Source organism: Cronobacter sp. 153480017-3, assembly GCF_053627815.1.
This window is the reverse complement of the sequence record NZ_JBSEYN010000002.1, coordinates 310,283-332,038: the sequence shown is the minus strand read 5'-3', so window position 1 is coordinate 332,038 and position 21,756 is coordinate 310,283. Positions and strand designations below refer to the sequence as shown.

Here is a 21,756-nt window from a genome sequence, read left to right as displayed (position 1 = left end):
TGGCGGGTGCGCTTCGCTTACCCGCCCTACCTGAATCGCACTAATCTTCTTTTGTAGGGCGGGTAAGCGAAGCGCACCCGCCAGCCTGAATCGAACTAATCTTCTTTTGTAGGGCGGGTAAGCGCAGCGCACCCGCCATCTCCCCCACCTACACAAACCAAATAAAATACTTATACGTTTTTATTGCATATAAATTCACATAATGGCATGGTGTTAACACGCCGGGTAAACGGTGACATAAAACAAGATTGACAGACGGGAGCTTCACGCATGAAAAAAATCATTCTGGCCGCCATGCTCGCTGGCGTCGCATTCCACGCCGCGGCAGCGGATAAAATCAGCTTCGGTTCTTCGGCAACCTACCCACCTTTTGAGTCGCTCGACGCCAGCAATCAGATCGTCGGTTTCGACATCGATCTCGCCAAAGCGTTATGCAAACAAATGCAGGCGGAATGCACCTTCACCAACCATGCGTTCGACAGCCTGATCCCGGCGCTGAAATTTAAAAAATATGACGCCGTTATCTCTGGCATGGATATCACGCCGGAGCGTCAAAAACAGGTCGCCTTTACCGCGCCGTATTACGCCAACTCTGCCATCGTTATCGCCAAAAAAGGCGCGTATAAATCTTTCGATGATCTGAAAGGCAAACGTATCGGCATGGAAAACGGCACCACGCACCAGAAATATCTCCAGGATAAACACCCGGAAGTGAAAACCGTGGCGTATGACAGCTACCAGAACGCGATTATCGATCTGAAAAATGGCCGTATCGACGGCGTCTTCGGCGATACCGCCGTGGTGAACGAATGGCTGAAGAACAATCCGCAGCTTGGCACCGCGACGGAAAAAGTCACCGATCCGCAATATTTCGGCACCGGCCTTGGCATTGCGGTACGCCCGGATAACGTTGCGCTGCTGAAAAAACTTAACGACGCGCTGGCGGCCATTAAGGCCGATGGCACTTATCAGAAAATCAGCGACCAGTGGTTCCCGCAATAAACATCGTTTTGCCCTTTCAAGGCCCGCCACGCGGGCCTTAATTTTTTATATGGCGCGTAAATAATGTGAAGATAAGTGGCGGGTGTTATGCAGGCCCAGGCGGCGGGTGCGCTTTGCTTACCCGCCCTACAACCCCAATGAGCCTTATCATCTTGCGTAGGGTGGGTAAGCGTCAGCGCACCCACCTTTGCGTTCTGGCGGGTGCGCTTCGCTTACCCGCCCTACAACCCCGAATAAGCCTTACCATCTTGCGTAGGGTGGGTAAGCGTTAGCGCACCCACCACTCAAAAAAACGGTGTTTACTCCCGCACCAGCAGCGTCAACACCTCGTAATGCGCCGTATGCGGAAACATATCAAACAGCTGCACGCGCGCGATGCGATAACCCGGCAACTCGCCGATGTCTTTCGCCATCGTCTGCGCGTTACAGCTGGAATAGATAATATAGCGCGGGGCCATATGGCTCAGATATTCACATAACGCCTTGCCGATACCGCGCCGCGGCGGGTTCACGAGAACGAGGTCAGGCACCGCCTGCTGGCCGGTCGCGAAATCGGTCGAATCCAGCGCCTGAAAATGCACGTTGCGCAGCCCCAGTGCCTGCGCCGACGCGCGAGCGCTCGCAATCGCTTCCGGCGCGATTTCGATGCCGGTCAGCGTCATCTCCGGCGTGGCGCAGTGCAGCCCGAAGCCCCCGACGCCGCAAAACAGATCCCACATATGATTCACCGGCAGCGCGCGCACCCAGTCGCGCGCCGTGGCGTACAGGGCGCTCGCGACCGTCGGGTTGGTCTGGAAAAAGCTCTGCGGACGGATCCACAGCGGCACGCCGTTGAAGTTTTCCGCGAGCGCCTGCTGTTGCGTCAGCCAAATCTCCTCGTCGCCTTCCATAATCGCCATATGCACCGGCTGAATATTGGCGGTCACGACCTTAAGCTGCGGCAATTCCGCCAGCAGCCCAGGCAGCGTGGCGCGCAGTTGCTCAAGTTTCTCCTTCGAGCGCAGCACAAAACGCAGCATCAGCCCGCTGTCGAGCGTACTTTGCGTCAGCAACAGATATTTCAGCTCGCCGCGTTTGCGGGCGACGTTGTACGGCGTCAGCCCCGCGCGGGCGATAAAGGGCTTCAGCGCCGCAAACACGGCATAAAACGACGCCGGATAGAGCGGGCATGCGGTCAAATCCACCGGCGTGCCGTCGCGATGCAGCATGCCGAGCAGCGGTTTTTCCACGCTCCCGCTCACCACCATTTTCGCTTTATTGCGAAACGCCCGCTCCGGCCCGCTTACCGGCGCGCCCCACTCGCCCACGGGCAGCCCTGCCAGCAGCGTTCGCAGGTCGGTCATTTTGGCGGCAAGTTGGGTGTCGAGGGGCTGTTCAATCCACTGACAGGAGCGGCAGCGCCCGGCGTCATAGAGTGCGCAGTGCATAGCTAAAAACCTTAAGAAAAACGCGGACCGGCGATTCTATCACGCCGCAGGGTTACTGTAGCCGGAAAAAACGTCGGCTGCGGGCGGGAATAAACAGCAGCGCCAGCACCAGCAGATCCGGCAGCTTTTGCATCACCAGCGAATGGAAAATTTCGCGCCGCGAGCCGCCTGCGATACTGAACAGCTCTGGGTATCCCCAGCCGAGCGAGGCCGCCCACAGATAGCCGGTCGCGATAATCTGGGTAAGCAGAAAGACCCAGCGGCCCCAGGCGCGGCCCTTGAGGATCACAAACGCGCAGCGGAATTCGATACAGAGTAAAACGAGGCTTGCGAAGAAAATCAGCGTCAGGCTCCAGGTCTGTACGCTGCGGTGGATAAAATCCATCACGCCGCGCACGCCCAGCAGATTGAAAATCATCAGCAGATCCAGACAGCGCGTAGAAATAATGCCTATCGCCGCCACCTGTACCAGCGTAGGAGCGTTCATTCGGGCGTGTGATTGTCGCGCTTTGCTGAAAATGTCCAAATCTCGCCTTCCCTGTGAAACAGCGCCGCGTCGTGCGCGGCGCCGGGTGCACATGATTGCAGATTTTAGGCGGTTCAGCTACGCCTTGCACGCTGGACATCGCGCAGTCGCTGCTTTTCTGCCCGCGCCATAAAAAACCAGGCGATCAGACCGATAATGCCGACCACGCCAAGGATAATCGACGCCAGCGCGTTGATCTCCGGGTTGACGCCCATACGAACGCTGGAGAAGACCAGCATCGGCAGCGTCGTGGCCCCCGGGCCCGACACAAAGCTTGCGATAACAAGGTCATCGAGCGAGAGCGTAAAGGCGAGCAGCCAGCCGGAAACCACGGCAGGCATGATCATCGGCAGTGTTATGACAAAAAACACTTTCAGCGGCGTTGCCCCGAGATCCATCGCCGCCTCTTCTATCGAGCGGTCCAGTTCACGCAGCCGCGAGCTTATCACCACCGACACGTACGCAGTACAGAACGTGACGTGCGCCAGCCAGATGGTGAGCATCCCACGATCGGACGGCCAGCCGATCGCATGGCCGAGCGCCACAAAAAGCAGCAGCAGCGACAGCCCGGTTATCACATCCGGCATCACCAGCGGCGCGGTCAGCATAAACGCGAAACCGTTCGAGCCGCGAAAGCGCCCGAAACGCACCATCACCACCGCCGCGATGGTGCCCAGCACCACTGCCATCGTCGCCGCGCAGGCGGCAATCGTCAGGCTCAGCCCCACGGCGTTGATCATCGCCGAATCGTGAAACAGCTCGCCGTACCAGCGGGTCGACCAGCCCGCCCACACCGTCACCAGTTTCGAACTGTTAAACGAATAGACCACCAGCATCAGCATCGGCGCGTAGAGAAACGTAAAACCGAGAATCAAAATCAGAATGCGCCACGGGGAGCGCACCACAGGCAGATTATTCATGCATGGTCTCCCATCGTTTTGTTCTGGTATTTGTGGAACCACATGATGGGCACAATCAGCACCACCAGCATGGTGATCGCCACCGCCGAGGCCACCGGCCAGTCGCGGTTATTAAAGAACTCCTGCCAGAGCACGCGGCCTATCATGATGCTGTCCGGCCCGCCGAGCAGTTCCGGGATAACGAACTCCCCTACCGCCGGGATAAACACCAGCATCGAGCCCGCGATAATCCCGCCTTTGGTCAGCGGCACGATGATGCTGAAGAAGGTTTTCAGCGGACGCGCGCCCAGATCGAGCGACGCCTCGACCAGCGAGTAGTCGATGCGGGTCAGCGCGGTGTAGATTGGCAGCACCATAAACGGCAGATACGCGTACACAATCCCGATGTAAACCGCGAGATTGGTGTGCAGGATGGTGAGCGGCTGATCGATAACCCCGAGCCACAACAGCACGTTATTCAGCACGCCGTTCTCTTTAAGGATGCCCATCCAGGCGTAAACGCGGATAAGAAACGACGTCCACGATGGCAGGATCACCAGCAGCAGCAGGATGTTGCGCGTCGACGGCTTGCTGTGCGCCACCGCCCAGGCGAGCGGATAGCCGAGCAGCAGACAGAACAGCGTGGAGACAGCCGCCACCTGTAACGACTGCAAATACGCCTCGAAATAGAGCGGATCGTCGGTCAGTTGCAGGAAGTTGCCGATATTCAGCGTCACCGATAATTGATCGTCCGCCCAGCTCACCAGATCGGTATACGGCGGGATCGCGCGCGCCATCTCTGCAAGGCTAATCTTGAAGACGATCAAAAACGGCAGCATAAACAGCAGGATCAGCCACAGATATGGCAGCGCGACCACAAGCTTACGGCCATGCGCCATTTGCAGGCGCGCGAGCCAGAGCCGGAAACCGCCGGGCGCGGCGGACGGCGGCTCGCTTTGACGTTCAATAGTGCTCATCTGTCGCTCCTTACACCGTCAGCACAACGCAGCTGTCCGCGTCCCAGCACAGGCGGACTTCGTCACCCCAGGTGGGCGCGCCTTTGCGGTAGCGGTGCGCGTTCTGCAACTGCGCGCTGATCATCTGCCCGCTGTGCAGCCGCACGTGGTAGATAGAGAGATCGCCAAGATAGGCGATATGCACCACTTCACCCACGCCAAAGTTAAAGCCATCGGCGGGCGGCTCGTCGCAGAGCATTACTTTCTCCGGGCGCAGCGCGACGTGAACCGGTACGCCGTCCACCACTGAGGCGTCCGGATCCACTTTCAGCGGATGCACCAGCCCCGGCGCGTCGATGATTAATCCGTCGTCGCGACGCTCGCGCAGCAGCCCGTCGAAGACGTTCACCGAGCCGATAAACTCCGCGCTGTAGCGGGTGGTTGGATGCTCGTAAATCTCTTCCGGCTCACCGATTTGCACAAACTTGCCGCGATTCATGATGGCGATGCGGCCTGCCATGGTCATCGCCTCTTCCTGATCGTGCGTCACCATCACGCAGGTCACGCCGACGCGCTCAAGAATATCGACGACTTCAAGCTGCATGCGGTCGCGCAGCTTTTTATCGAGCGCGCCCATCGGCTCGTCGAGCAGCAGCAGTTTCGGGCGTTTGGCGAGGCTTCGGGCCAGCGCCACGCGCTGCCGCTGGCCGCCGGAAAGCTGGTGCGGCTTACGCTTCGCGAACTCCTGCATATGCACCAGGCCGAGCATCTCTTCGACGCGGCCTGCTATCTCCGCCTTCGGCAGTTTGTCCTGTTTCAGGCCGAAAGCGATATTCTGCTCAACCGTCATATGCGGAAAGAGCGCGTAAGACTGGAACATCATATTGATGGGGCGCTGGTACGGCGGCACGTGAGAGAGATCCACGCCGTCCAGCACAATCTGCCCGGCGGTGGGAATTTCAAAGCCCGCGAGCATACGCAGAAGCGTTGATTTTCCGCACCCGGAGGCACCGAGCAGCGCGAAAATTTCGCCTTTATAGATGGTCAGGCTGACGTCATCGACGGCGTGCTGGCCGTCGAACGATTTGGTCAGGTTACGGATTTCCAGCAGCGGGGTCAGCGCCTTGCGGGGTTTCGCCTGTGGGCGGGGAATAGCGTCGTTCACTACATTGCTCTCCGGCAAAAAGCAAAAGTACCTGTGCGGCCCGGTTGCCGCACAAATGGCAGAACAGAGGCGCGTGTCCTCTGTTCTGTTATGGGGCAGTTGCACCGCCCCGATGCACACCATTTACGGCAAAACGGCCTTATTTACCGCTTTTCACTTTGGTCCAGGCGCGGGTTCTGACGCGATCCAGCTTCGGCTCCTGCACTTTGAGCGTGAAGAGTTTGGCCATCACGTCCGGCGGCGGATAGATACCCGGATTGTCGCGCACCTCTTTGCTCACCAGCGGCGTGGAAGCTTTGTTGCCGCTCGCGTAGTAGACGTGATCGCTGATGTGCGCCATGACGTCCGGGCGCATCAGGTAGTTGAGGAACTGATACGCCTCGTCTTTGTTTTTGGCGTCTGCCGGCATCGCGAACACATCAAAGAACGCCAGCGCGCCCTCTTTCGGGATAGTGTAAGAGATGTTGACGCCGTTCTTCGCCTCTTTCGCGCGGTTCGCCGCCTGCCACACATCGCCCGCCCAGCCGATGGCCACACAGATGTCGCCGTTCGCCAGATCGTTGATGTACTGGGAGGAGTGGAAGTAACGAATATTCGGACGCAGCTTCAGCAGCAGATCGGTCGCCGCACCGCTGTAGTCATCCGCTTTGCTGCTGTTCGGATCTTTGCCGAGGTAATTCAGCACGGTCGCGAAAATTTCTTCCGGGGCATCCAGGAAGGAGACGCCGCAGCTTTTCAGTTTTTCGAGATTTTCCGGTTTCAGCACCAGATCCCAGCTGTTCAGCGGGGCATCGGTGCCGAGCGCGGCTTTCACTTTGTCCACGTTATAGCCGATGCCGGTGGTCGCCCACAGGTAAGGCATCGCGTATTTGTTATCAGGGTCGTGCTTCGCCACCAGCTTGAGGATTTCCGGATCGAGATTTTTCCAGTTCGGTAGTTTGCTCTTATCAAGCGGCTGGAACACGCCGGCGGTGAGCTGGCGCTCAAGGAAGCTTGCGGACGGTACGACGAGATCAAAACCGGTGCTGCCCGCCATCAGTTTGCCTTCCAGCACTTCGTTGGAATCGAACACGTCATAGACGACTTTAATGCCGGTCTCTTTAGTGAAATTCGCGATCGTGTCCGGGGCAATATAGTCTGACCAGTTATACACATGCAGCGTTTTCTGTTCAGCCGCCAGGGTCGTCGCAGAAACGGCCATCAACGCACCGGCAACCACACCCGATAACCATTTTTTACTCTGGGTGGACATATCTGTTTTCCTTCTGAATAAAGGGTAAAAGTTCGCGTCGGCGCGAACTAAATTTACGCAATTAAACATATGCAAGATTCATGCATAGATGGTCATTCTGCACAGAAAAAAGAGCGCGGCTCTCCGGCAGACATTGCACGCTGTATGCAGCTTCGCAAGGATAACTGTAGCCTGACCCCGAGGCTATAGCCCGGAATAAAAAACGCCATTTAACAATTTTTTAGCCAGATTTGGTCTATGTGATAAGCCAAAATAGCGATGTGAGCGGTGATTTATGCTATCGCAACAGTTTATTTACAGGATAAAAACGGGAAATACGCAGCCGCCCTGGTGGCGACTGCGCTAAAAGCAGGCGGGATCAGTGAAGAAAATGGTTATTCACTTCGGGTTCCCCTTTTTCATCCTCTTCGGGGGTATAAATCAGGTGATGCGCGCGCGCTTCCATAAGCACCATCGAGGTCTGCTGTTCGCTCTGGCGGTAAAACGCTTCGAACTGTGCCACCGTCACGCCCATTTCCACGAGCAGCGTCTGACAGACGACCAGCTTCGGCAGGTTATCATCCTGAATATCGAGAAAAGCCTTTAAGGTCAACGAACCGGCATTAATGGCTGAGAGATCGGCGGCGACCGTCAGCAGCGCCGAGGGCTTGATTTCCGCCATCGCGGAAAACATCACCACGTTGTCCACCAGATCTATCTTGGCGTCGAATACGCCTTCGAAATTCTGCATATGGGGAAGATGGAGCGCCTGGCAGGTATCACACTCGAAAAAGCTTACGCCGAGGTTATCGAGCCAGCGGCGCAGGGTGTCCAGCGTCGGGACGACGAGTGAATCCATAAAACCTGTAGCCTCTTAGTCAACAAACATGTCAATCGGATAGCTTACGCAAAAAACGGGCGTTATACCATGATGCCGGGTTAACCACCGGTTTTGAGGCAGTAGTCTGGGCGCGCGTGGCGTTCGATCCAGCTGATCATCTGCCCGGCGATATCCATACCGGTGGTTTTCTCAATGCCTTCCAGGCCCGGCGAGGCGTTGACTTCCATCACCAGCGGGCCGCGGTCGGCGCGCAGAATATCGACGCCTGCGACATCGAGCCCGAGCGTGGCGGCGGCTTTAATCGCGATGTCGCGCTCGCGCTCGCTAATCTCCGCAATACGTGCCACACCGCCGCGGTGCAGATTCGAGCGGAAATCGCCCTCTTTCGCCTGGCGCTCAATAGCGGCAACCACGCGGTCACCCACCACCAGACAGCGGATATCGCGCCCTCTGGCTTCTTTAATATATTCCTGCACGAGGATATGGGCGTTGAGCCCGCGAAAGGCGTCAATCACGCTTTCGGCCGCCTGGCGGGTTTCGGCCAGCACCACGCCGATGCCCTGCGTGCCTTCCACCAGTTTCACCACCAGCGGCGCGCCGCCCACCATATCGATAAGATCGCTGGTGTCGTCCGGCGAATGGGCGATGCCGGTGATGGGCAAATCGATGCCCTGACGCGCCAGCAGCTGCAGCGAGCGCAGCTTATCGCGCGCGCGGGTAATGGCGACCGATTCATTCAGCGGATAACTGCCAAGCATTTCGAACTGGCGCAGCGCGGCGGTGCCGTAAAAGGTGATGGCGGAGCCAATGCGCGGGATCACCGCATCGAAATGCGGCAGCTGACGGCCTTTATAATGCACGCAGGACGCCGCAGGGTTGATGGTCATATAACAGGAAAGCGGATCGAGAATTTCCACCTGATGGCCGCGCCGCGTGGCGGCTTCGCGCAGGCGTTTACAAGAATAGAGCGTACCGTCCCGGGACAAAATGGCGATTTTCACCCTGCACCTCTCTGAACACGTCGTGAAAACCGGCCTATCATACACGCCCCCGCGCGGGCGGGGGAGTGTAAAAAGGCTTAGCGTGTCGCCCAGCCCTGCTTATGCAGATAGTCGAGAATAAACGGGCGGTTCTCTTTAATGATGGTGCGGCGGATCTGATCGCTCCAGGTGTCGCGGCGGGCGTTGCTGTCGCGATGCAGATAGTAGTCGGCTATCTCTTCGTCATATTCAGCAAGCAGTTCACGGTCGACCGGCTGGTAGCGGTTTTCGTGCACCATCAGGCCCGCAGGCATACGCGGTTTCACCTGCGGATTGTCCGCCGGCCAGCCGAGGCACAGACCAAACAGCGGCAGCACATGTTTCGGCAGGCCCAGCAGTTCTGTGACCGCTTCAATGCTGTTACGAATACCGCCGATGTAAACCCCGCCGAGACCAAGCGATTCCGCCGCGACCAGCGCGTTTTGTCCGAGCATCGCGGTATCTACTACGCCGAGCAGCAGCTGTTCAGCCAGCCCCAGTTGCGCATCCGGGCAGATTTGCAGATGGCGGTTGAAATCGGCGCAGAAAACCCAGAACTCGGCCGCTTTCGCGACGTGCGGCTGGCCGCCGGTCAGCGTCACCAGTTGCTCACGCATCGCGCGGTCGGTTACACGAATAATGGAGCTGCATTGCAGGAAACTGGAGCTGGAGGCGGACTGCGCCGCGTGGATAATCGCTTCACGCTGGGCGTCGCTGATGGGCTCATCGGTATAATGGCGAATGGAACGGTGCGAGCAAAGCAGCTCAATCGTTGGCGTCATCACGTTTTCCTTATTCCTGGTGTGTTGAAAAGCAAGCGAAAGCTTGCCCAAAACACATCAGTATAATCGTAATGCGCCGGATGGCGGTTAACGGAACGTTGCGTTAAGAAACGAAAATGAAACCGGCCGTTACAGCCGGCGTCTGCTATCCCCGCGATGGCGCAGCGTAAGCAGGAACAGCCAACAGAGCGAGCCGATAGAGCACCAGAACAGCGCGCTGAAAATCCACGCCAGTTCCTGCCAGAAGGAGCGCGCTTCCCCGCCCCACAGATGCAAAAGCACCAGGCAGAGCGGCGCGGCGATAAGCGCGCCTGCCAGCGGCTTAAGTTCACGGCCCCGTCTGGCGCAAACACCCGCCACCGCGCCGGGCAGCATAAAAGATAAAATCCCCAGATCCATCGATCCGGCACCTGGCGCGAACGTACCCGGTACCATTTTTTGTGCCATGAATACCGCCAGAAACAGAATAAAACAGCAGGCGGTCGCAGCCCGGCTATGACGTCGCATCAACAAATATCCCCCTGATAGTGCCTGTATCAACCTGATCTCCTCTCCGCCGGTGCGGATGTTTAGTCAGATAAAGCATGGCGGCAGTCCGTGCCTCATAATTAACTGCGGGTAATAGAATATTCTTGCTGGCCGATACTATTCATAACGATTAAACTAGCGGCGGCTAAAAGCTTATGCAGACGAAATAATGGCTCCGGAAAAAGCGCACTTCCGGTAAAACATAAGCAAAATCCTAGCCCAGAAGCCTCTCCTTTTCAACAACTTACTGGTAAACAAGAAGTTAGCCTCCGTGAATATAAACGTCGCAGATTTGTTAAACGGGAATTACATCCTGTTATTATTTGTGGTGCTGGCGCTCGGCCTGTGTCTTGGTAAATTACGCCTGGGTTCTGTGCAACTGGGTAATTCCATTGGCGTTTTAGTCGTTTCATTATTATTAGGCCAGCAGCATTTTTCGATTAACACCGACGCGCTTAACCTCGGCTTTATGCTGTTTATTTTTTGCGTCGGTGTCGAAGCCGGCCCTAACTTTTTTTCTATTTTCTTTCGCGACGGTAAGAATTATCTGATGCTGGCGCTGGTCATGGTCGGCAGCGCTCTGCTCATTGCGCTCGGGCTTGGCCGCGCGTTCGGCTGGGATATCGGCCTGACCGCCGGGATGCTGGCGGGTTCAATGACCTCCACCCCCGTGCTGGTGGGCGCGGGCGACACATTACGCCACGCTGGTATGGAAGGCGCACAGCTTGCCCAGGCGCTGGATCACCTGAGCCTCGGCTATGCGCTGACGTACCTTATCGGGCTGGTAAGCCTGATTTTCGGGGCGCGCTACCTGCCGAAACTCCAGCATCAGGATCTGCAAACCAGCGCCCAGCAGATTGCGCGCGAGCGCGGTCTCGACACCGACGCCAACCGCAAAGTCTATCTGCCGGTTATCCGCGCCTATCGCGTGGGGCCGGAGCTGGTCGCCTGGGCCGATGGCAAAAATTTGCGTGAACTCGGCATCTACCGCCAGACCGGCTGTTACATCGAGCGTATTCGCCGCAACGGCATTCTCGCGAGCCCGGACGGCGACGCGGTCTTGCAGATGGGCGATGAGATTGCGCTGGTAGGTTACCCGGATGCCCACGCGCGCCTCGACCCGAGCTTTCGCAACGGTAAAGAGGTGTTCGACCGCGATCTGCTCGACATGCGCATCGTCACTGAAGAAATCGTGGTCAAAAACCACAACGTGGTGGGCCGCCGTCTCGGCCAGCTCAAGCTCACCGACCACGGCTGCTTCTTAAACCGCGTCATCCGTAGCCAGATTGAGATGCCGATTGACGACAACATCGTCCTTAACAAAGGCGACGTCTTACAGGTGAGCGGCGACGCCCGGCGCGTGAAAACCATCGCCGACCGCATCGGGTTTATCTCCATTCACAGCCAGGTGACTGATCTTCTCGCCTTCTGCGCCTTCTTTATTGTCGGCCTGATGATCGGGATGATCACTTTCCAGTTCAGCTCGTTCAGCTTCGGTATCGGTAACGCCGCCGGTCTGCTGTTCGCCGGGATCATGCTCGGCTTCCTGCGCGCCAACCACCCGACGTTCGGCTATATCCCGCAGGGCGCGCTGATGATGGTGAAAGAGTTTGGCCTGATGGTGTTTATGGCAGGCGTGGGCCTGAGCGCGGGCAGCGGCATCGGCCACGGCCTCGGCGCTGTGGGCGGCCAGATGCTGTTTGCGGGTTTGATAGTGAGCCTGCTGCCGGTGGTGATTTGCTTCCTGTTCGGCGCGTATGTGCTGCGCATGAACCGCGCGTTGCTGTTCGGTGCGATGATGGGCGCGCGCACCTGCGCACCGGCGATGGAGATCATCAGCGATACCGCGCGCAGCAATATCCCGGCGCTCGGCTACGCGGGCACCTATGCGATAGCCAACGTGCTGCTGACGCTTGCCGGTACGCTTATCGTCATCATCTGGCCCGGCACATAAAAAAACGAGAAATTTTGCAGATGGCGCGAACTTTTCGAAAAAGCATCAGTCTCAATTAGTGCCACTGCTTTTCTTTGATGTCCCCATTTTGTGGAGCCCATCAACCCCGCCATCTTGGTTCAAGGTTGATGGGTTTTTTGTTGGGTGAAATTCCTGACAGCGCGGTATTTGAGTTTTACGAAGCCCCATCCCAGACTCCAGCCACACTTTGGTTCTATCAACGGGCTAACTGGATGTAAGGCAGCACACATGCCGACAACCTTGTCATGCATCCCATTCTCCCTATCCTGAGACCAAAGGTTACCAAAGCGGTTGCTGACCAGCTGCAGCTTGCCCCGACATCAACTCTTTTAGCGATATTAATTCATTCCTACTTTTTAAGTGGGCAGGCACATAATTAGCAGATTTTATTTTCTCCTCTTTCACTCTTATTAATTCGATGACGAAGAAAAGACATCGCTTCATCATTATGCCACAAAGGCATGCACTCGTTTTCTGGTATAATTTCACATATATCATAATCTCATCAAGTTATAGCCCAACATACAAATAATAACGCCAATGTATTCTTCACAACTATTGCAAATCATGTCATACCTGTTAAAAATAAGATAATAAAAAACAGCAAGCACGCACAGGATTCAGAAAAATGCATTCGATTACAGAGATGATAAGCACAGAGTTTACCAATGCGCCGGTTGCGACAATTATCACGCTGGTAACAGCCATCGGGACAGTATTTAAACTCCTAATTAATATAAAAAGCAAGCTTGTAAAACCGCGTGAAGGAGAAGCTAAAACTCTCGAAAATGCAGGTATACCTTCTTCCTTATTACGTTTTTTTATGATCCCACTTTCGACAAAAAAGATACCTGAAATCAAAAGACTTGATAAGTTCCTACCTTGTGTCTTTGCTTTATTCTTTATCGGTTCCTTTTGCTTTTCTGCTCCGGTAGTTATCCGCACTGCTAAGACTCCCGGTGAGCACACCCTCCTTATCTGGAAGCCTACCGGAGAATATTTTTATATTTCTCGCGATTCAGCCTGGCAGGCAAACATTATTGCCAGAAGCAAGTGGAGTATGCGTAAAGCCGAATGTACCTCGAACATTACCCGAGTTGCCACTCAAAGTATCTTACCATCACCAGAAGTAAAGAAAGGGATTTGCGATCTCTTTCTTACGCAAGAAGGCCAGCGTTACCTGACTAATTCGATAAAAGTTTATCCGAAGGAAAAAACATTTGTATATGTCATGCTGCCTTTCACTGAGCTTATTTTGCTATGGATAACCTTAGGCACCATACTACATGTCCACTTCACAAAAAAGTTAAGAAAATATATTGTCGGCGAGCATGATAAAGCGCTGAGCTATGTATAGTGACAAGCCGATCAATAACGTCCCATTTCTATTTTCGCCTGTTTGTTACCCAAAATGTTATTATGTAAAGGCACATAAGACTTTCCCTTTTGACTCACTTAATTTTTGAAGCGGATTTAATCGACTCCGGCGAGTCTCAACACTATTACCCGGATCTCCGCCTCCTTCAGCGGCTCACGGTCAACGACGTAGTGCAGCGTCATCCCTTCGACAAACGCATCAAGCGCGCGGGCGGTCGCCGGGTCGAACCAGGTTTCGAGCGTCTGCTGGCTGCGGCGCATCCAGTCCTGCATGATGATTTTGAGTTGCGGCTGGCGGCTCGCGTAGGCGTAGAGCTGGTACATCAGCTCCATATTTTCAGGCGTTGTCACCTGCGCGCCACAAATCAGCGCCGTTAATGCCTCGCAGGCTTCCTCGCGGCTCTGCGCCTGTGCCATCAGTGCCTGGTACTGGCGCGACATGCTCTCGGCGAAACGCGTAAACGCCTCGGCCAGCAATGCCTCCAGCGAAGTGAAATAGTAGGTGACGGAGCCCAGCGGCACGCCTGCCTCAAGGGCGATTTTGCGGTGCGTAATATGATGAAAGCCGTGCGTGGCGATGCAGGCGAGCGTCGCTTCCAGAATGCGCTCGCGGCGCTGCGGGTCGTTTTGTCGTGTCGCCATGGGTGTCGAATTCTCAACCGGAAAAGCATTTTCTGTATGTGTACAAATGTACACAACCTTGCTACGTTTTAAAGGTTTCTTTTTCACTCCAGGCGAATGGGCTATGTCATCCGACGTGAATCACTCTTCCGCGCTGCGTCACCGGACGTGGGCGCTCTTTCTGTTTTTCTTTCTGCCAGGATTGCTGATGGCCTCCTGGGCGACCCGCACGCCGTCCATTCGTGACGTGCTGGCGGTCTCCACCGCCGGCATGGGCATCGTGCTGTTCGGGCTTTCGGTTGGTTCCATGAGCGGCATTCTCTGCTCCGGCTGGCTGGTGAAGCGCCTCGGCACACATACGGTTATCCGCAACGGCATGGCGCTTGGGGTTATCGGCATGTTGCTGATGGCGCTCGCGCTGTGGCTCGCCTCGCCGCTGCTGTTTGCCTGCGGGCTGGCGGTGCTGGGCGCGGGGATGGGCTCCGCCGAAGTGGCGCTCAATGTGGAAGGCGCGACGGTCGAGCAGCTACAGAACAAAACCGTGCTGCCGATGATGCACGGCTTTTACAGCCTCGGCACGCTGATTGGCGCAGGCATCGGCCTGAGCCTGACGGCGTTCCATTTTCGCGCCGATCTGCATTTGACCATCGCCACGCTGGTCACCATTATCCCGATTATTATCGGGCTGCGGGCTATTCCCTACGGCGTCGGTAAAGAGGCGAAAGAGGCGCGCCAGCAGCGCCCTGCCGGTCATATCCCGTTCTGGAAAGATACCCAGTTGCTGCTGATTGGCCTGATTGTCCTGGCGATGGCGTTTGCCGAAGGCTCCGCCAACGACTGGCTGCCGTTATTGATGGTGGATGGTCACGGTTTTAGCCCCACTTCCGGCTCGCTGATCTACGCCGGTTTCACGCTCGGCATGACGCTTGGGCGCTTCTTTGGCGGCTGGTTTATCGACCGCTACAGTCGCGTGAATGTGGTGCGCGCCAGCGCCATGATGGGCGCACTCGGCATCGGGCTGATTATCTTTGTTGATAACCCGATTATCGCGAGCGTGTCGGTGCTGCTGTGGGGTCTGGGCGCGTCGCTCGGCTTCCCGCTGACCATTTCGGCGGCGAGCGATACCGGGCCGGATGCGCCGGTGCGCGTGAGCGTGGTGGCAACGGCAGGCTATGTCGCCTTCCTGGTGGGCCCGCCGTTACTCGGCTTCCTGGGGGAACATTACGGATTACGCAGCGCGATGCTGGTGGTATTAACGCTGGTGGCGCTGGCGGCGGTGGTGGCGCGTGCGGTGGCGAAACCTGCGACACCGGATGAGTCAGCCTCCGGGCAGGCGCGTGACGTTATTTAAGAAGCGAGAGCACGTTCTGCGCCTGCTGGTTCGCCTGCGCCAGCACGGCGTCCCCGGCCTGTTGCAGGATCTGCGTCCGGCTGAGGTTGCTCGCCTCCTGCGCGAAATCCGCGTCTTCGATGCGGCTGCGCGCGGCGGTCGTGGCGGCGGTATCCTGCGCCAGCCCGGCCTTCGCCGAATCGAACGTATTCACCAGACTCCCGTAAGTGCCGCGATACGCGCTTACGGTATCGATCGCATGATCGATGGCGTCTATCGCCTGCGACGCGCTCTGCTGATTATCAAGCCGCGCGGTATCAAGGCCGAGCGTTTTGGTGTCCGAAGGCGTGCCGGGAATGGTTTTATACTGCACCGCCTCGCCGTAGTCGGCGCTCATCACGATATCCGTATCGGTGCTGACCGGCCCGTTATCCGGCGGATCGGTTGGTTTCGGCAGTTTGGTCCAGGTCATCTGGCCGTAAAACGAGCCGTTGCCCACCACCATGATGATCACATCTTCCGTCACCTTATCAATGGACAAACGCTCCAGATAATCACCCGGCGACACCGTGCCGTTGTTGGCCCATCCTGTCGCGGGCGTCTCGTAGCGGTCGCCGTCACCACTGTAGGTGATGGTCATGCCATTGTACTGCTTCACCGCGCCGCCGTTCACGTTGTAAGTGGGCGGCCCCTGTGTCAGGTTCGCGTCGCTGTAGCTGGCACCCGGCAAAAAACCGTTATCGGTGGAGATGATTTTGGTATTCGCCGTCGCGGTGCTGTTCACGCCGTTATTCGTCCAGGTGAAGTCGCGCGTGGGGCCATTCACCGGCGTACCGACGAGATGGCTGCCATCACGGCTGAACAGCTGGATATCGTCATCCATCCAGCCCGAGTTAATCGTCAGCGTAATGCCGGTCGCGCCAGCCGGAATATAGGCCAGCGGCACCAGCCCGGAAGTAAAGGTGTATTGCTGGCCCGGCACCGGGAAGCGCTGGTTAATAGACGGAATATTGCCGAGCTGCGACGCGGGCGGTGGCGAGGATGCCGCGGGCGCCAGCGGATATTTGCCGAAAATCGTCGTCCCTGTGGAAATGGCGTCTATCTGCGCTTTGATCTCGCTGAATTCAGCGGAGATCGCCGCGCGATCGCTTGCGTCCAGCGTGCCGGTTGCGGACTGCACCGCCAGCGATTTTGCGCGCGTCAGCAGATCGGTGACTTCAGAAAGCGCGCCCTCGGCCCTCTGAGAGAGGCTTATCCCGTCGTTCATGCTGCGCGAGGCCACGTCATTCGCCCTGAGCGTGGCAGACATACGGTTGGCAATAGCCTGCCCGGCAGCGTCGTCCTTCGCGCTGTTAATGCGCATGCCGGATGAGAGCCGCTCGATGGACTGGCTTAAGCTAGCGGCCGTTTTTTTCTGCTGCGTCAGGACATTGCCGGACATCAGGTTGTTGAAGATAGTCGCCATAGGGTTGCCGTTTCGCACATCGGAGAGTCGTTAACAAGGCTACTATCGGCCCCCAGGCAGTTTAGCTTTAGGTGTAAATTTGAATTAAGTGAAAATCCTTTTAATAACCACAGCTTATGTTAACAGGCCATTATCCGCACTTTTACCGCGTCCGGCCTGGTAAATCCTTAAGGAGCGTTTATGACAGTTAAGTTAATCGCCGTGGATATGGACGGCACGTTTTTACGCGACGACAAAACCTATCACCGCGAGCGTTTTCTTAAGCAGTACGCCGAAATGAAAGCCCGCGGCATCCGTTTTGTGGTGGCGAGTGGCAACCAATACTACCAACTGACGTCGTTTTTTCCGGACATCGCCGACGACATCGCCTTCGTGGCGGAAAACGGCGCGTGGGTGGTATGCGAAGGCGAAGATGTCTTTAACGGCGAGTTGAGCGATGACGAGTATCGTTACGTCATTGACCACCTGATGACGCTCGACGATTTAGAGATTATCGCCTGCGGAAAAAACAGCGGCTACACGCTTAAGCGCTACGATGAGCGCTTCAAAAACATGGCGGCGCGCTACTATCACCGCCTGGATTTTGTCGACGACCTGCACGACGCGCGGGACATTTTCTTTAAATTCGCGCTCAACCTGCCGGATATCCAGCTGCTAAAAAGAATGGACGAACTGACCGAGGCGTTTGAAGGCATTGTGGTGCCGGTCTCCAGCGGCCACGGCTCTATCGATCTCATCATTCCGGGGCTTCACAAAGCCAACGGCATTCAGATGCTGCAACAGCGCTGGGGCATTGCAGACAGCGAGGTCGTGGCGTTTGGCGACGGCGGCAATGATGTCGAGATGCTGCGCCACGCGGGGTTTGGGTTCGCGATGGACAACGCGCCGGAGGCGATTCACAAGGTCGCGCGCTATCGTGCGCCAGCCAATAATCAGGATGGTGTACTGGATGTTATCGACAAGGTGCTGAACGGCGACGCGCCGTTCGCCTGAGACGACGGCCCGGGCGGGCCGTCGCGTTTTGCGTTACGCTTCCGGGCGGGTGCCGACGGTTTTGTCCTTCAGGAAAATCACCATCAGGCCCAGCCACAGGAGGCCGCTTGCGAAGTTAAACAGGTTAAACAGCGCGTTGCCGCCGCCAAGCCAGGCGTGTTTACTGATTTCGATACCCACCGTGAAAATGGTCATCTGCAACATGCCCATCGCCGCCGAGACGGTGCCTTTGCTGATGTCGCTGGCAAAGAGCGTCAGGCGCACCAGGCCCGCGTTAGCAATGCCGATGCCGAAAGCGTAGATGCTGAGCCCCGCCGTCATCCAGAGGTACGCGTGCGATGAAATCACCGTGGCGAGCGCCGCCAGCGCCAGCCCGAACATCATCGGCCAGCCGCCCATCACAATCAGCGAGCGCACGGAGCGCCGGGCGGTGAGCTTCGCCAGCACCAGGTTGCCGATGATCAGCGCGCCGAAAATCGGCACCTGCAACAGGCCATATTCATAGGTGCTCATCTGCTCGCCGCTGATGATAATGACCGGCGACTGCGCAATCCACGCCAGCAGCGGCAGGCTGACAAAACCTATCGCCAGCGCCCCGGACACAAAGCGCAGGTTTTTCAGCACGGCTTTATAGTCACGGCCCAGTTCACGCAGCGACAGCTTCTCGCCAAGCCGCGTGGCCGTCTCCGGCATAGCGCGCCACAGGCCAAAGAACGAGATGGCCGCCAGCACGGCGAAAAGCACAAACATCATCTCCCAGGGCGCGGCGTGTACCCAGGCAGCCCCGACGAGCGGCCCCAGCAGCGGCGCGATAAGCGCGACGTTCGCCATTAACGCGGTGATTTTGATACACACCGCCTCTTCAAACGACTCCTGAATCGCGGCATAACCCACCGCGCCGATAAAGCACAGGCTGATGCCCTGCAAAAAGCGCAGCACGGTGAACTGTTCAATGTCCCGGGCGAGCAACGTGGCAAGACAGGTGACGATAAACCACGCCACGCCCGCCAGCATCACCGGGCGTCTGCCGATACGGTCAGAGAGCGGGCCGAGCAGCCACTGTAAAAACATGCCGCCCGCGAGATAGGCGGTCATAGAGGTGGGCACCCATTCGACGCCCGCCTGATACTGTTCGACGACCGCGAGCATGCCCGGCTGGATCATGTCGTTGCCGATATAAGTCGAGAATTCGTAGAGCACCAGGCAGAGCGGGAACAGCAGCGCCTGGCGTCCGAGACGTCCGGTTCGGTTTGCGTGAGTTTGCATGAGTCATCCATCAATAAAATCGCGCAAAGTGTAATGAATTGCCGCGCCGCGCGATAGTGAATTATGTGCGACAAACCGGCGTGGCGCGCCTTTCGCCCGATTGTTTAAGGTTTTCTTAAGTTAGCCGCTTTATGCTGGCCCTTTTCAGCTTCCGGATGACGCCGCGATGCGTACTTTATCTCCGCTTTTCTGGCCCGCCAGGCCCCGGATAAATAAGACAATCTCCCTTTATTCCCTGCCCGTGCGCTTTTATGTTGGTCAGCTTGCGCTGTTAACGGCGCTGGGCGTGCTGTTCACCTGGCTTTCACGCACCGAAACGCTGGACCGCTGGCTGACGCAGATGTGGTTTGACGCCGCGGCAGGGAATTTTCCCTGGCAGGACAACCACTGGCTTGATCTGCTCAATCACCGGCTCGCCAAATATTGCGCCATCGCGGTCGCCGTCGGGAGCCTGCTGTATGGCGTGATTCGTCGCCATCCGCGCTGGATGATGGTCGCAGTGCTGATGGGTCTTGGCGCTGCCGTCGTCGGCATCCTGAAGGCCACCAGCCATCACAGCTGTCCGTGGGATCTTGTTGAGTATGGCGGAAAGGCGCTCTCCTATCCGCTTTTTGGCGCGGTACCGGACGGCAGCGGCCCTGGTCGGTGTTTTCCTGGCGGCCACGCCTCCAGCGGCTTTATGGTGATGGGCCTCTGGTTCGGCCTTAAGCGCGAGCATCCGGGATACGCCCGGCTGGCGCTGGCGGCGGGCATTGCGCTCGGGCTCGCGATGGGCTTCGGCCAGGTGATGCGCGGCGCGCATTTCTTCACCCATAACCTGTGGGCAGGCTGGTGGGTGTGGCTCACGCAGGTGGTGACGTGGGGCGTGACCACCACATTGATGAATAAGGAACCCGCAACCCTATGATGGAAGCGTTGAATCAATTTCTGTTTTTGCAAATTAACGCGACGCCCGCGTCGCCGGGCTGGCTTATCGCGCTGGCGACGTTTATCGCGCGCGATCTTATCTCGATTGTGCCGCTGCTGCCGGTGGTACTGTGGCTCTGGCGTCCGACCGAGCGCAGGCTGGTGGTGAAGTTCGCGCTGGCGCTGCTCATCAGCCTCGCCGTCTCCTGGCTTGCGGGTCATTTGTTTCCGCATCCGCGCCCGTTTGTGGTCGGACTCGGTCATCAGTTCCTGCCGCACGCGCCTGACGACTCCTATCCCAGCGATCACGGCACCGTGATTTTCACCTTCGCGCTGGCGTTTCTCTTCTGGCACCGCGTCTGGTCTGGCGCGCTGTTAATGGCCGTCGCCTGCGCGATTGCATGGTCGCGCGTCTATCTGGGCGTCCACTGGCCGCTCGATATGGCGGGCGGTCTGCTGGTGGCGATGCTCGCTTGTCTGAGCGCGCAGATCCTCTGGGCACCGCTTGGCGAACCGCTGTACCGCACGCTGCGCCAGCTCTATCGTCTCTGCTTCGCGCTGCCCATCCGTAAAGGCTGGGTGCGTGACTAACCGCAGGTCCACAGGTAAGATTGCACGACTTTTCAGGCACCGCGCGACGGGCGTGGTGCCGGGTTGAGCAAGAGGAACTATGGAAACGCGGCGTGATGAGCGACTGGCGCAACTGCTACAGGCACTAAAGCGACAGGATAAAATGCATCTCAAAGAGGCGGCGGCGCTACTTGGCGTCTCGGAGATGACCATTCGCCGCGACCTGCAGGGTAATGACGCGCCGGTCACGCTGCTTGGCGGCTACATTGTGCTGGAGCCGCGCGGCGTGGCGGTAAGCCGCTACCTGTTAAGCGATGAACAGACCCGGCTGGTGGAGGAGAAACGCCACGCGGCCGCGCTCGCGGCGTCGCTTGCCCGCCCGCACCAGACGCTTTTTTTCGACTGTGGCACCACCACGCCGTGGGTCATCGACGCACTCGACGACGCCCTGCCCTTCACCGGCATCTGCTATTCGCTCAACACCTTTCTGGCGCTTCAGGAGAAACCGCACTGCCGCGTTATCCTTTGCGGCGGCGAATTCCACGCGAGCAACGCGATTTTCAAGCCGCTCAATTTCCAGGAAACGCTGCGCAATCTCTGCCCCGATATCGCCTTTTTTTCGGCAGCGGGCGTGCATCCCCAGTATGGCGCGACCTGTTTTAATCTCGACGAACTGCCGGTGAAACACTGGGCGCTGGAGATGGCCCAGCGTCACGTGATCGTGGCGGACCACAGCAAATTTGGGCAAGTGCGGCCCGCCTGTATGGGGCCGCTTGAGGCGTTTGATACCATCACGACCGACCGGATGCCCGACGACGCGTTTATCGCCTGGGCGCAGGCGGCGAACGTCAGCGTGATGTGGTAAACGCTCCCGTAA

21 protein-coding genes are annotated in these 21,756 nt (G+C 57.5%); 8 read left to right on the top strand and 13 right to left on the bottom strand.

Annotation, left to right across the window (positions count from 1 at the left end):
* Positions 1–270 precede the first annotated feature (270 nt).
* Positions 271–1,002 carry an arginine ABC transporter substrate-binding protein ArtJ gene (gene artJ / locus ACUW6V_RS06025; RefSeq protein WP_007768693.1) on the top strand — a complete coding sequence of 244 codons (732 nt, stop codon included), beginning with the start codon at positions 271–273 and terminating at the stop codon, positions 1,000–1,002.
* Between the two features lie 299 nt (positions 1,003–1,301).
* Here the strand turns inward: artJ and rlmC are convergent, their stop codons facing one another.
* The 10 genes from rlmC to ybjM all read right to left on the bottom strand — a co-directional run bounded on the left by rlmC (position 1,302) and on the right by ybjM (position 10,355).
* A complete protein-coding gene (gene rlmC, locus ACUW6V_RS06020) occupies positions 1,302–2,429 on the bottom strand; it encodes a 23S rRNA (uracil(747)-C(5))-methyltransferase RlmC (RefSeq protein ID WP_454038126.1) in 1,128 nt (375 codons plus the stop codon).
* Positions 2,430–2,481: 52 nt separating this feature from the next.
* On the bottom strand, positions 2,482–2,916 hold the full coding sequence (locus ACUW6V_RS06015) for a YbjO family protein (RefSeq protein WP_023899071.1): 435 nt from the start codon (positions 2,914–2,916) through the stop codon (positions 2,482–2,484).
* Positions 2,917–3,029: 113 nt separating this feature from the next.
* Positions 3,030–3,875, bottom strand: a complete 846-nt coding sequence (gene potI, locus ACUW6V_RS06010; protein ID WP_063264847.1) for a putrescine ABC transporter permease PotI — start codon at positions 3,873–3,875, stop codon at positions 3,030–3,032.
* On the bottom strand, positions 3,872–4,831 hold the full coding sequence (gene potH, locus ACUW6V_RS06005) for a putrescine ABC transporter permease PotH (RefSeq protein WP_012125240.1): 960 nt from the start codon (positions 4,829–4,831) through the stop codon (positions 3,872–3,874). Before potH ends, potI begins: the two co-directional genes overlap by 4 nt.
* A gap of 10 nt (positions 4,832–4,841) precedes the next feature.
* On the bottom strand, positions 4,842–5,975 hold the full coding sequence (potG, locus tag ACUW6V_RS06000) for a putrescine ABC transporter ATP-binding subunit PotG (protein ID WP_004385776.1): 1,134 nt from the start codon (positions 5,973–5,975) through the stop codon (positions 4,842–4,844).
* Positions 5,976–6,114: 139 nt separating this feature from the next.
* Entirely contained in the window at positions 6,115–7,227 is a 1,113-nt protein-coding gene (potF, locus tag ACUW6V_RS05995) for a spermidine/putrescine ABC transporter substrate-binding protein PotF (RefSeq protein ID WP_007707336.1), read from the bottom strand.
* A gap of 358 nt (positions 7,228–7,585) precedes the next feature.
* On the bottom strand, positions 7,586–8,065 hold the full coding sequence (locus ACUW6V_RS05990; RefSeq protein ID WP_004385778.1) for a type III secretion system chaperone family protein: 480 nt from the start codon (positions 8,063–8,065) through the stop codon (positions 7,586–7,588).
* Positions 8,066–8,145: 80 nt separating this feature from the next.
* Positions 8,146–9,048, bottom strand: a complete 903-nt coding sequence (gene rimK / locus ACUW6V_RS05985) for a 30S ribosomal protein S6--L-glutamate ligase (protein WP_004385779.1) — start codon at positions 9,046–9,048, stop codon at positions 8,146–8,148.
* 77 nt (positions 9,049–9,125) lie between these two features.
* Positions 9,126–9,848: an oxygen-insensitive NADPH nitroreductase gene (nfsA, locus tag ACUW6V_RS05980; protein WP_007848889.1), complete on the bottom strand. Its 723-nt coding sequence runs from the start codon at positions 9,846–9,848 to the stop codon at positions 9,126–9,128.
* A 129-nt stretch (positions 9,849–9,977) separates the two neighbouring features.
* Complete coding sequence (ybjM, locus tag ACUW6V_RS05975; protein ID WP_032990036.1) at positions 9,978–10,355, bottom strand: inner membrane protein YbjM; 378 nt, start codon at positions 10,353–10,355, stop codon at positions 9,978–9,980.
* A gap of 292 nt (positions 10,356–10,647) precedes the next feature.
* On the opposite strand from ybjM, the gene ACUW6V_RS05970 reads away from it, so the two are divergent.
* Positions 10,648–12,330 carry an aspartate:alanine antiporter gene (locus ACUW6V_RS05970; RefSeq protein ID WP_004385782.1) on the top strand — a complete coding sequence of 561 codons (1,683 nt, stop codon included), beginning with the start codon at positions 10,648–10,650 and terminating at the stop codon, positions 12,328–12,330.
* A 649-nt stretch (positions 12,331–12,979) separates the two neighbouring features.
* A complete protein-coding gene (locus ACUW6V_RS05965; protein ID WP_054624851.1) occupies positions 12,980–13,708 on the top strand; it encodes a DUF6216 family protein in 729 nt (242 codons plus the stop codon).
* Positions 13,709–13,824: 116 nt separating this feature from the next.
* Here ACUW6V_RS05965 and ACUW6V_RS05960 read toward each other — a convergent pair whose 3' ends face one another.
* Positions 13,825–14,370, bottom strand: a complete 546-nt coding sequence (locus tag ACUW6V_RS05960) for a TetR/AcrR family transcriptional regulator (protein WP_004385784.1) — start codon at positions 14,368–14,370, stop codon at positions 13,825–13,827.
* 103 nt (positions 14,371–14,473) lie between these two features.
* Between ACUW6V_RS05960 and ACUW6V_RS05955 the strand changes: the two genes are divergently transcribed.
* A complete protein-coding gene (locus ACUW6V_RS05955) occupies positions 14,474–15,700 on the top strand; it encodes an MFS transporter (RefSeq protein ID WP_007848770.1) in 1,227 nt (408 codons plus the stop codon).
* Here ACUW6V_RS05955 and ACUW6V_RS05950 read toward each other — a convergent pair.
* Positions 15,693–17,144 (bottom strand): flagellin N-terminal helical domain-containing protein, encoded by a 1,452-nt coding sequence (locus ACUW6V_RS05950; RefSeq protein WP_454038125.1) that lies wholly within the window; start codon positions 17,142–17,144, stop codon positions 15,693–15,695. The two genes, ACUW6V_RS05955 and ACUW6V_RS05950, sit on opposite strands and share 8 nt — an antisense overlap.
* A gap of 180 nt (positions 17,145–17,324) precedes the next feature.
* Between ACUW6V_RS05950 and ACUW6V_RS05945 the strand changes: the two genes are divergently transcribed.
* Positions 17,325–18,137, top strand: coding sequence for a Cof-type HAD-IIB family hydrolase (locus ACUW6V_RS05945; protein ID WP_054625813.1), 813 nt, complete (start codon positions 17,325–17,327; stop codon positions 18,135–18,137).
* A 33-nt stretch (positions 18,138–18,170) separates the two neighbouring features.
* Here ACUW6V_RS05945 and ACUW6V_RS05940 read toward each other — a convergent pair whose 3' ends face one another.
* Positions 18,171–19,403: an MFS transporter gene (locus ACUW6V_RS05940; RefSeq protein ID WP_007848758.1), complete on the bottom strand. Its 1,233-nt coding sequence runs from the start codon at positions 19,401–19,403 to the stop codon at positions 18,171–18,173.
* A 166-nt stretch (positions 19,404–19,569) separates the two neighbouring features.
* Between ACUW6V_RS05940 and ACUW6V_RS05935 the strand changes: the two genes are divergently transcribed.
* The 3 genes from ACUW6V_RS05935 (at position 19,570) to deoR (ending at position 21,744) form a co-directional block, all read left to right on the top strand.
* The gene (locus ACUW6V_RS05935) at positions 19,570–20,310 is read left to right on the top strand and encodes a phosphatase PAP2 family protein (protein ID WP_032976349.1); all 741 of its coding nucleotides are present in this window, start codon (positions 19,570–19,572) and stop codon (positions 20,308–20,310) included.
* Positions 20,307–20,900 (top strand): undecaprenyl-diphosphate phosphatase, encoded by a 594-nt coding sequence (gene ybjG / locus ACUW6V_RS05930; RefSeq protein ID WP_007901377.1) that lies wholly within the window; start codon positions 20,307–20,309, stop codon positions 20,898–20,900. Before ACUW6V_RS05935 ends, ybjG begins: the two co-directional genes overlap by 4 nt.
* Before the next feature lie 79 nt (positions 20,901–20,979).
* Positions 20,980–21,744 carry a DNA-binding transcriptional repressor DeoR gene (deoR, locus tag ACUW6V_RS05925; RefSeq protein ID WP_038881122.1) on the top strand — a complete coding sequence of 255 codons (765 nt, stop codon included), beginning with the start codon at positions 20,980–20,982 and terminating at the stop codon, positions 21,742–21,744.
* Positions 21,745–21,756 lie beyond the last annotated feature (12 nt).

Excerpts from the sequence above, each read along its gene's own strand:
- ACUW6V_RS05935 (WP_032976349.1), top strand. The coding sequence starts at position 19,570 with ATGCGTACTTTATCTCCGCTTTTCTGGCCCGCCAGGCCCCGGATAAAT.
- ACUW6V_RS05940 (WP_007848758.1), bottom strand. The coding sequence starts at position 19,403 with ATGCAAACTCACGCAAACCGAACCGGACGTCTCGGACGCCAGGCGCTG.
- ybjM (WP_032990036.1), bottom strand. The coding sequence starts at position 10,355 with ATGCGACGTCATAGCCGGGCTGCGACCGCCTGCTGTTTTATTCTGTTT.
- potF (WP_007707336.1), bottom strand. The coding sequence starts at position 7,227 with ATGTCCACCCAGAGTAAAAAATGGTTATCGGGTGTGGTTGCCGGTGCG.
- ACUW6V_RS05960 (WP_004385784.1), bottom strand. The coding sequence starts at position 14,370 with ATGGCGACACGACAAAACGACCCGCAGCGCCGCGAGCGCATTCTGGAA.
- artJ (WP_007768693.1), top strand. The coding sequence starts at position 271 with ATGAAAAAAATCATTCTGGCCGCCATGCTCGCTGGCGTCGCATTCCAC.
- potI (WP_063264847.1), bottom strand. The coding sequence starts at position 3,875 with ATGAATAATCTGCCTGTGGTGCGCTCCCCGTGGCGCATTCTGATTTTG.
- ACUW6V_RS05950 (WP_454038125.1), bottom strand. The coding sequence starts at position 17,144 with ATGGCGACTATCTTCAACAACCTGATGTCCGGCAATGTCCTGACGCAG.
- ACUW6V_RS05965 (WP_054624851.1), top strand. The coding sequence starts at position 12,980 with ATGCATTCGATTACAGAGATGATAAGCACAGAGTTTACCAATGCGCCG.
- ACUW6V_RS05990 (WP_004385778.1), bottom strand. The coding sequence starts at position 8,065 with ATGGATTCACTCGTCGTCCCGACGCTGGACACCCTGCGCCGCTGGCTC.
- ybjG (WP_007901377.1), top strand. The coding sequence starts at position 20,307 with ATGATGGAAGCGTTGAATCAATTTCTGTTTTTGCAAATTAACGCGACG.
- ACUW6V_RS05955 (WP_007848770.1), top strand. The coding sequence starts at position 14,474 with ATGTCATCCGACGTGAATCACTCTTCCGCGCTGCGTCACCGGACGTGG.
- ACUW6V_RS06015 (WP_023899071.1), bottom strand. The coding sequence starts at position 2,916 with ATGAACGCTCCTACGCTGGTACAGGTGGCGGCGATAGGCATTATTTCT.
- deoR (WP_038881122.1), top strand. The coding sequence starts at position 20,980 with ATGGAAACGCGGCGTGATGAGCGACTGGCGCAACTGCTACAGGCACTA.
- ACUW6V_RS05945 (WP_054625813.1), top strand. The coding sequence starts at position 17,325 with ATGACAGTTAAGTTAATCGCCGTGGATATGGACGGCACGTTTTTACGC.
- rlmC (WP_454038126.1), bottom strand. The coding sequence starts at position 2,429 with ATGCACTGCGCACTCTATGACGCCGGGCGCTGCCGCTCCTGTCAGTGG.
- potH (WP_012125240.1), bottom strand. The coding sequence starts at position 4,831 with ATGAGCACTATTGAACGTCAAAGCGAGCCGCCGTCCGCCGCGCCCGGC.
- nfsA (WP_007848889.1), bottom strand. The coding sequence starts at position 9,848 with ATGACGCCAACGATTGAGCTGCTTTGCTCGCACCGTTCCATTCGCCAT.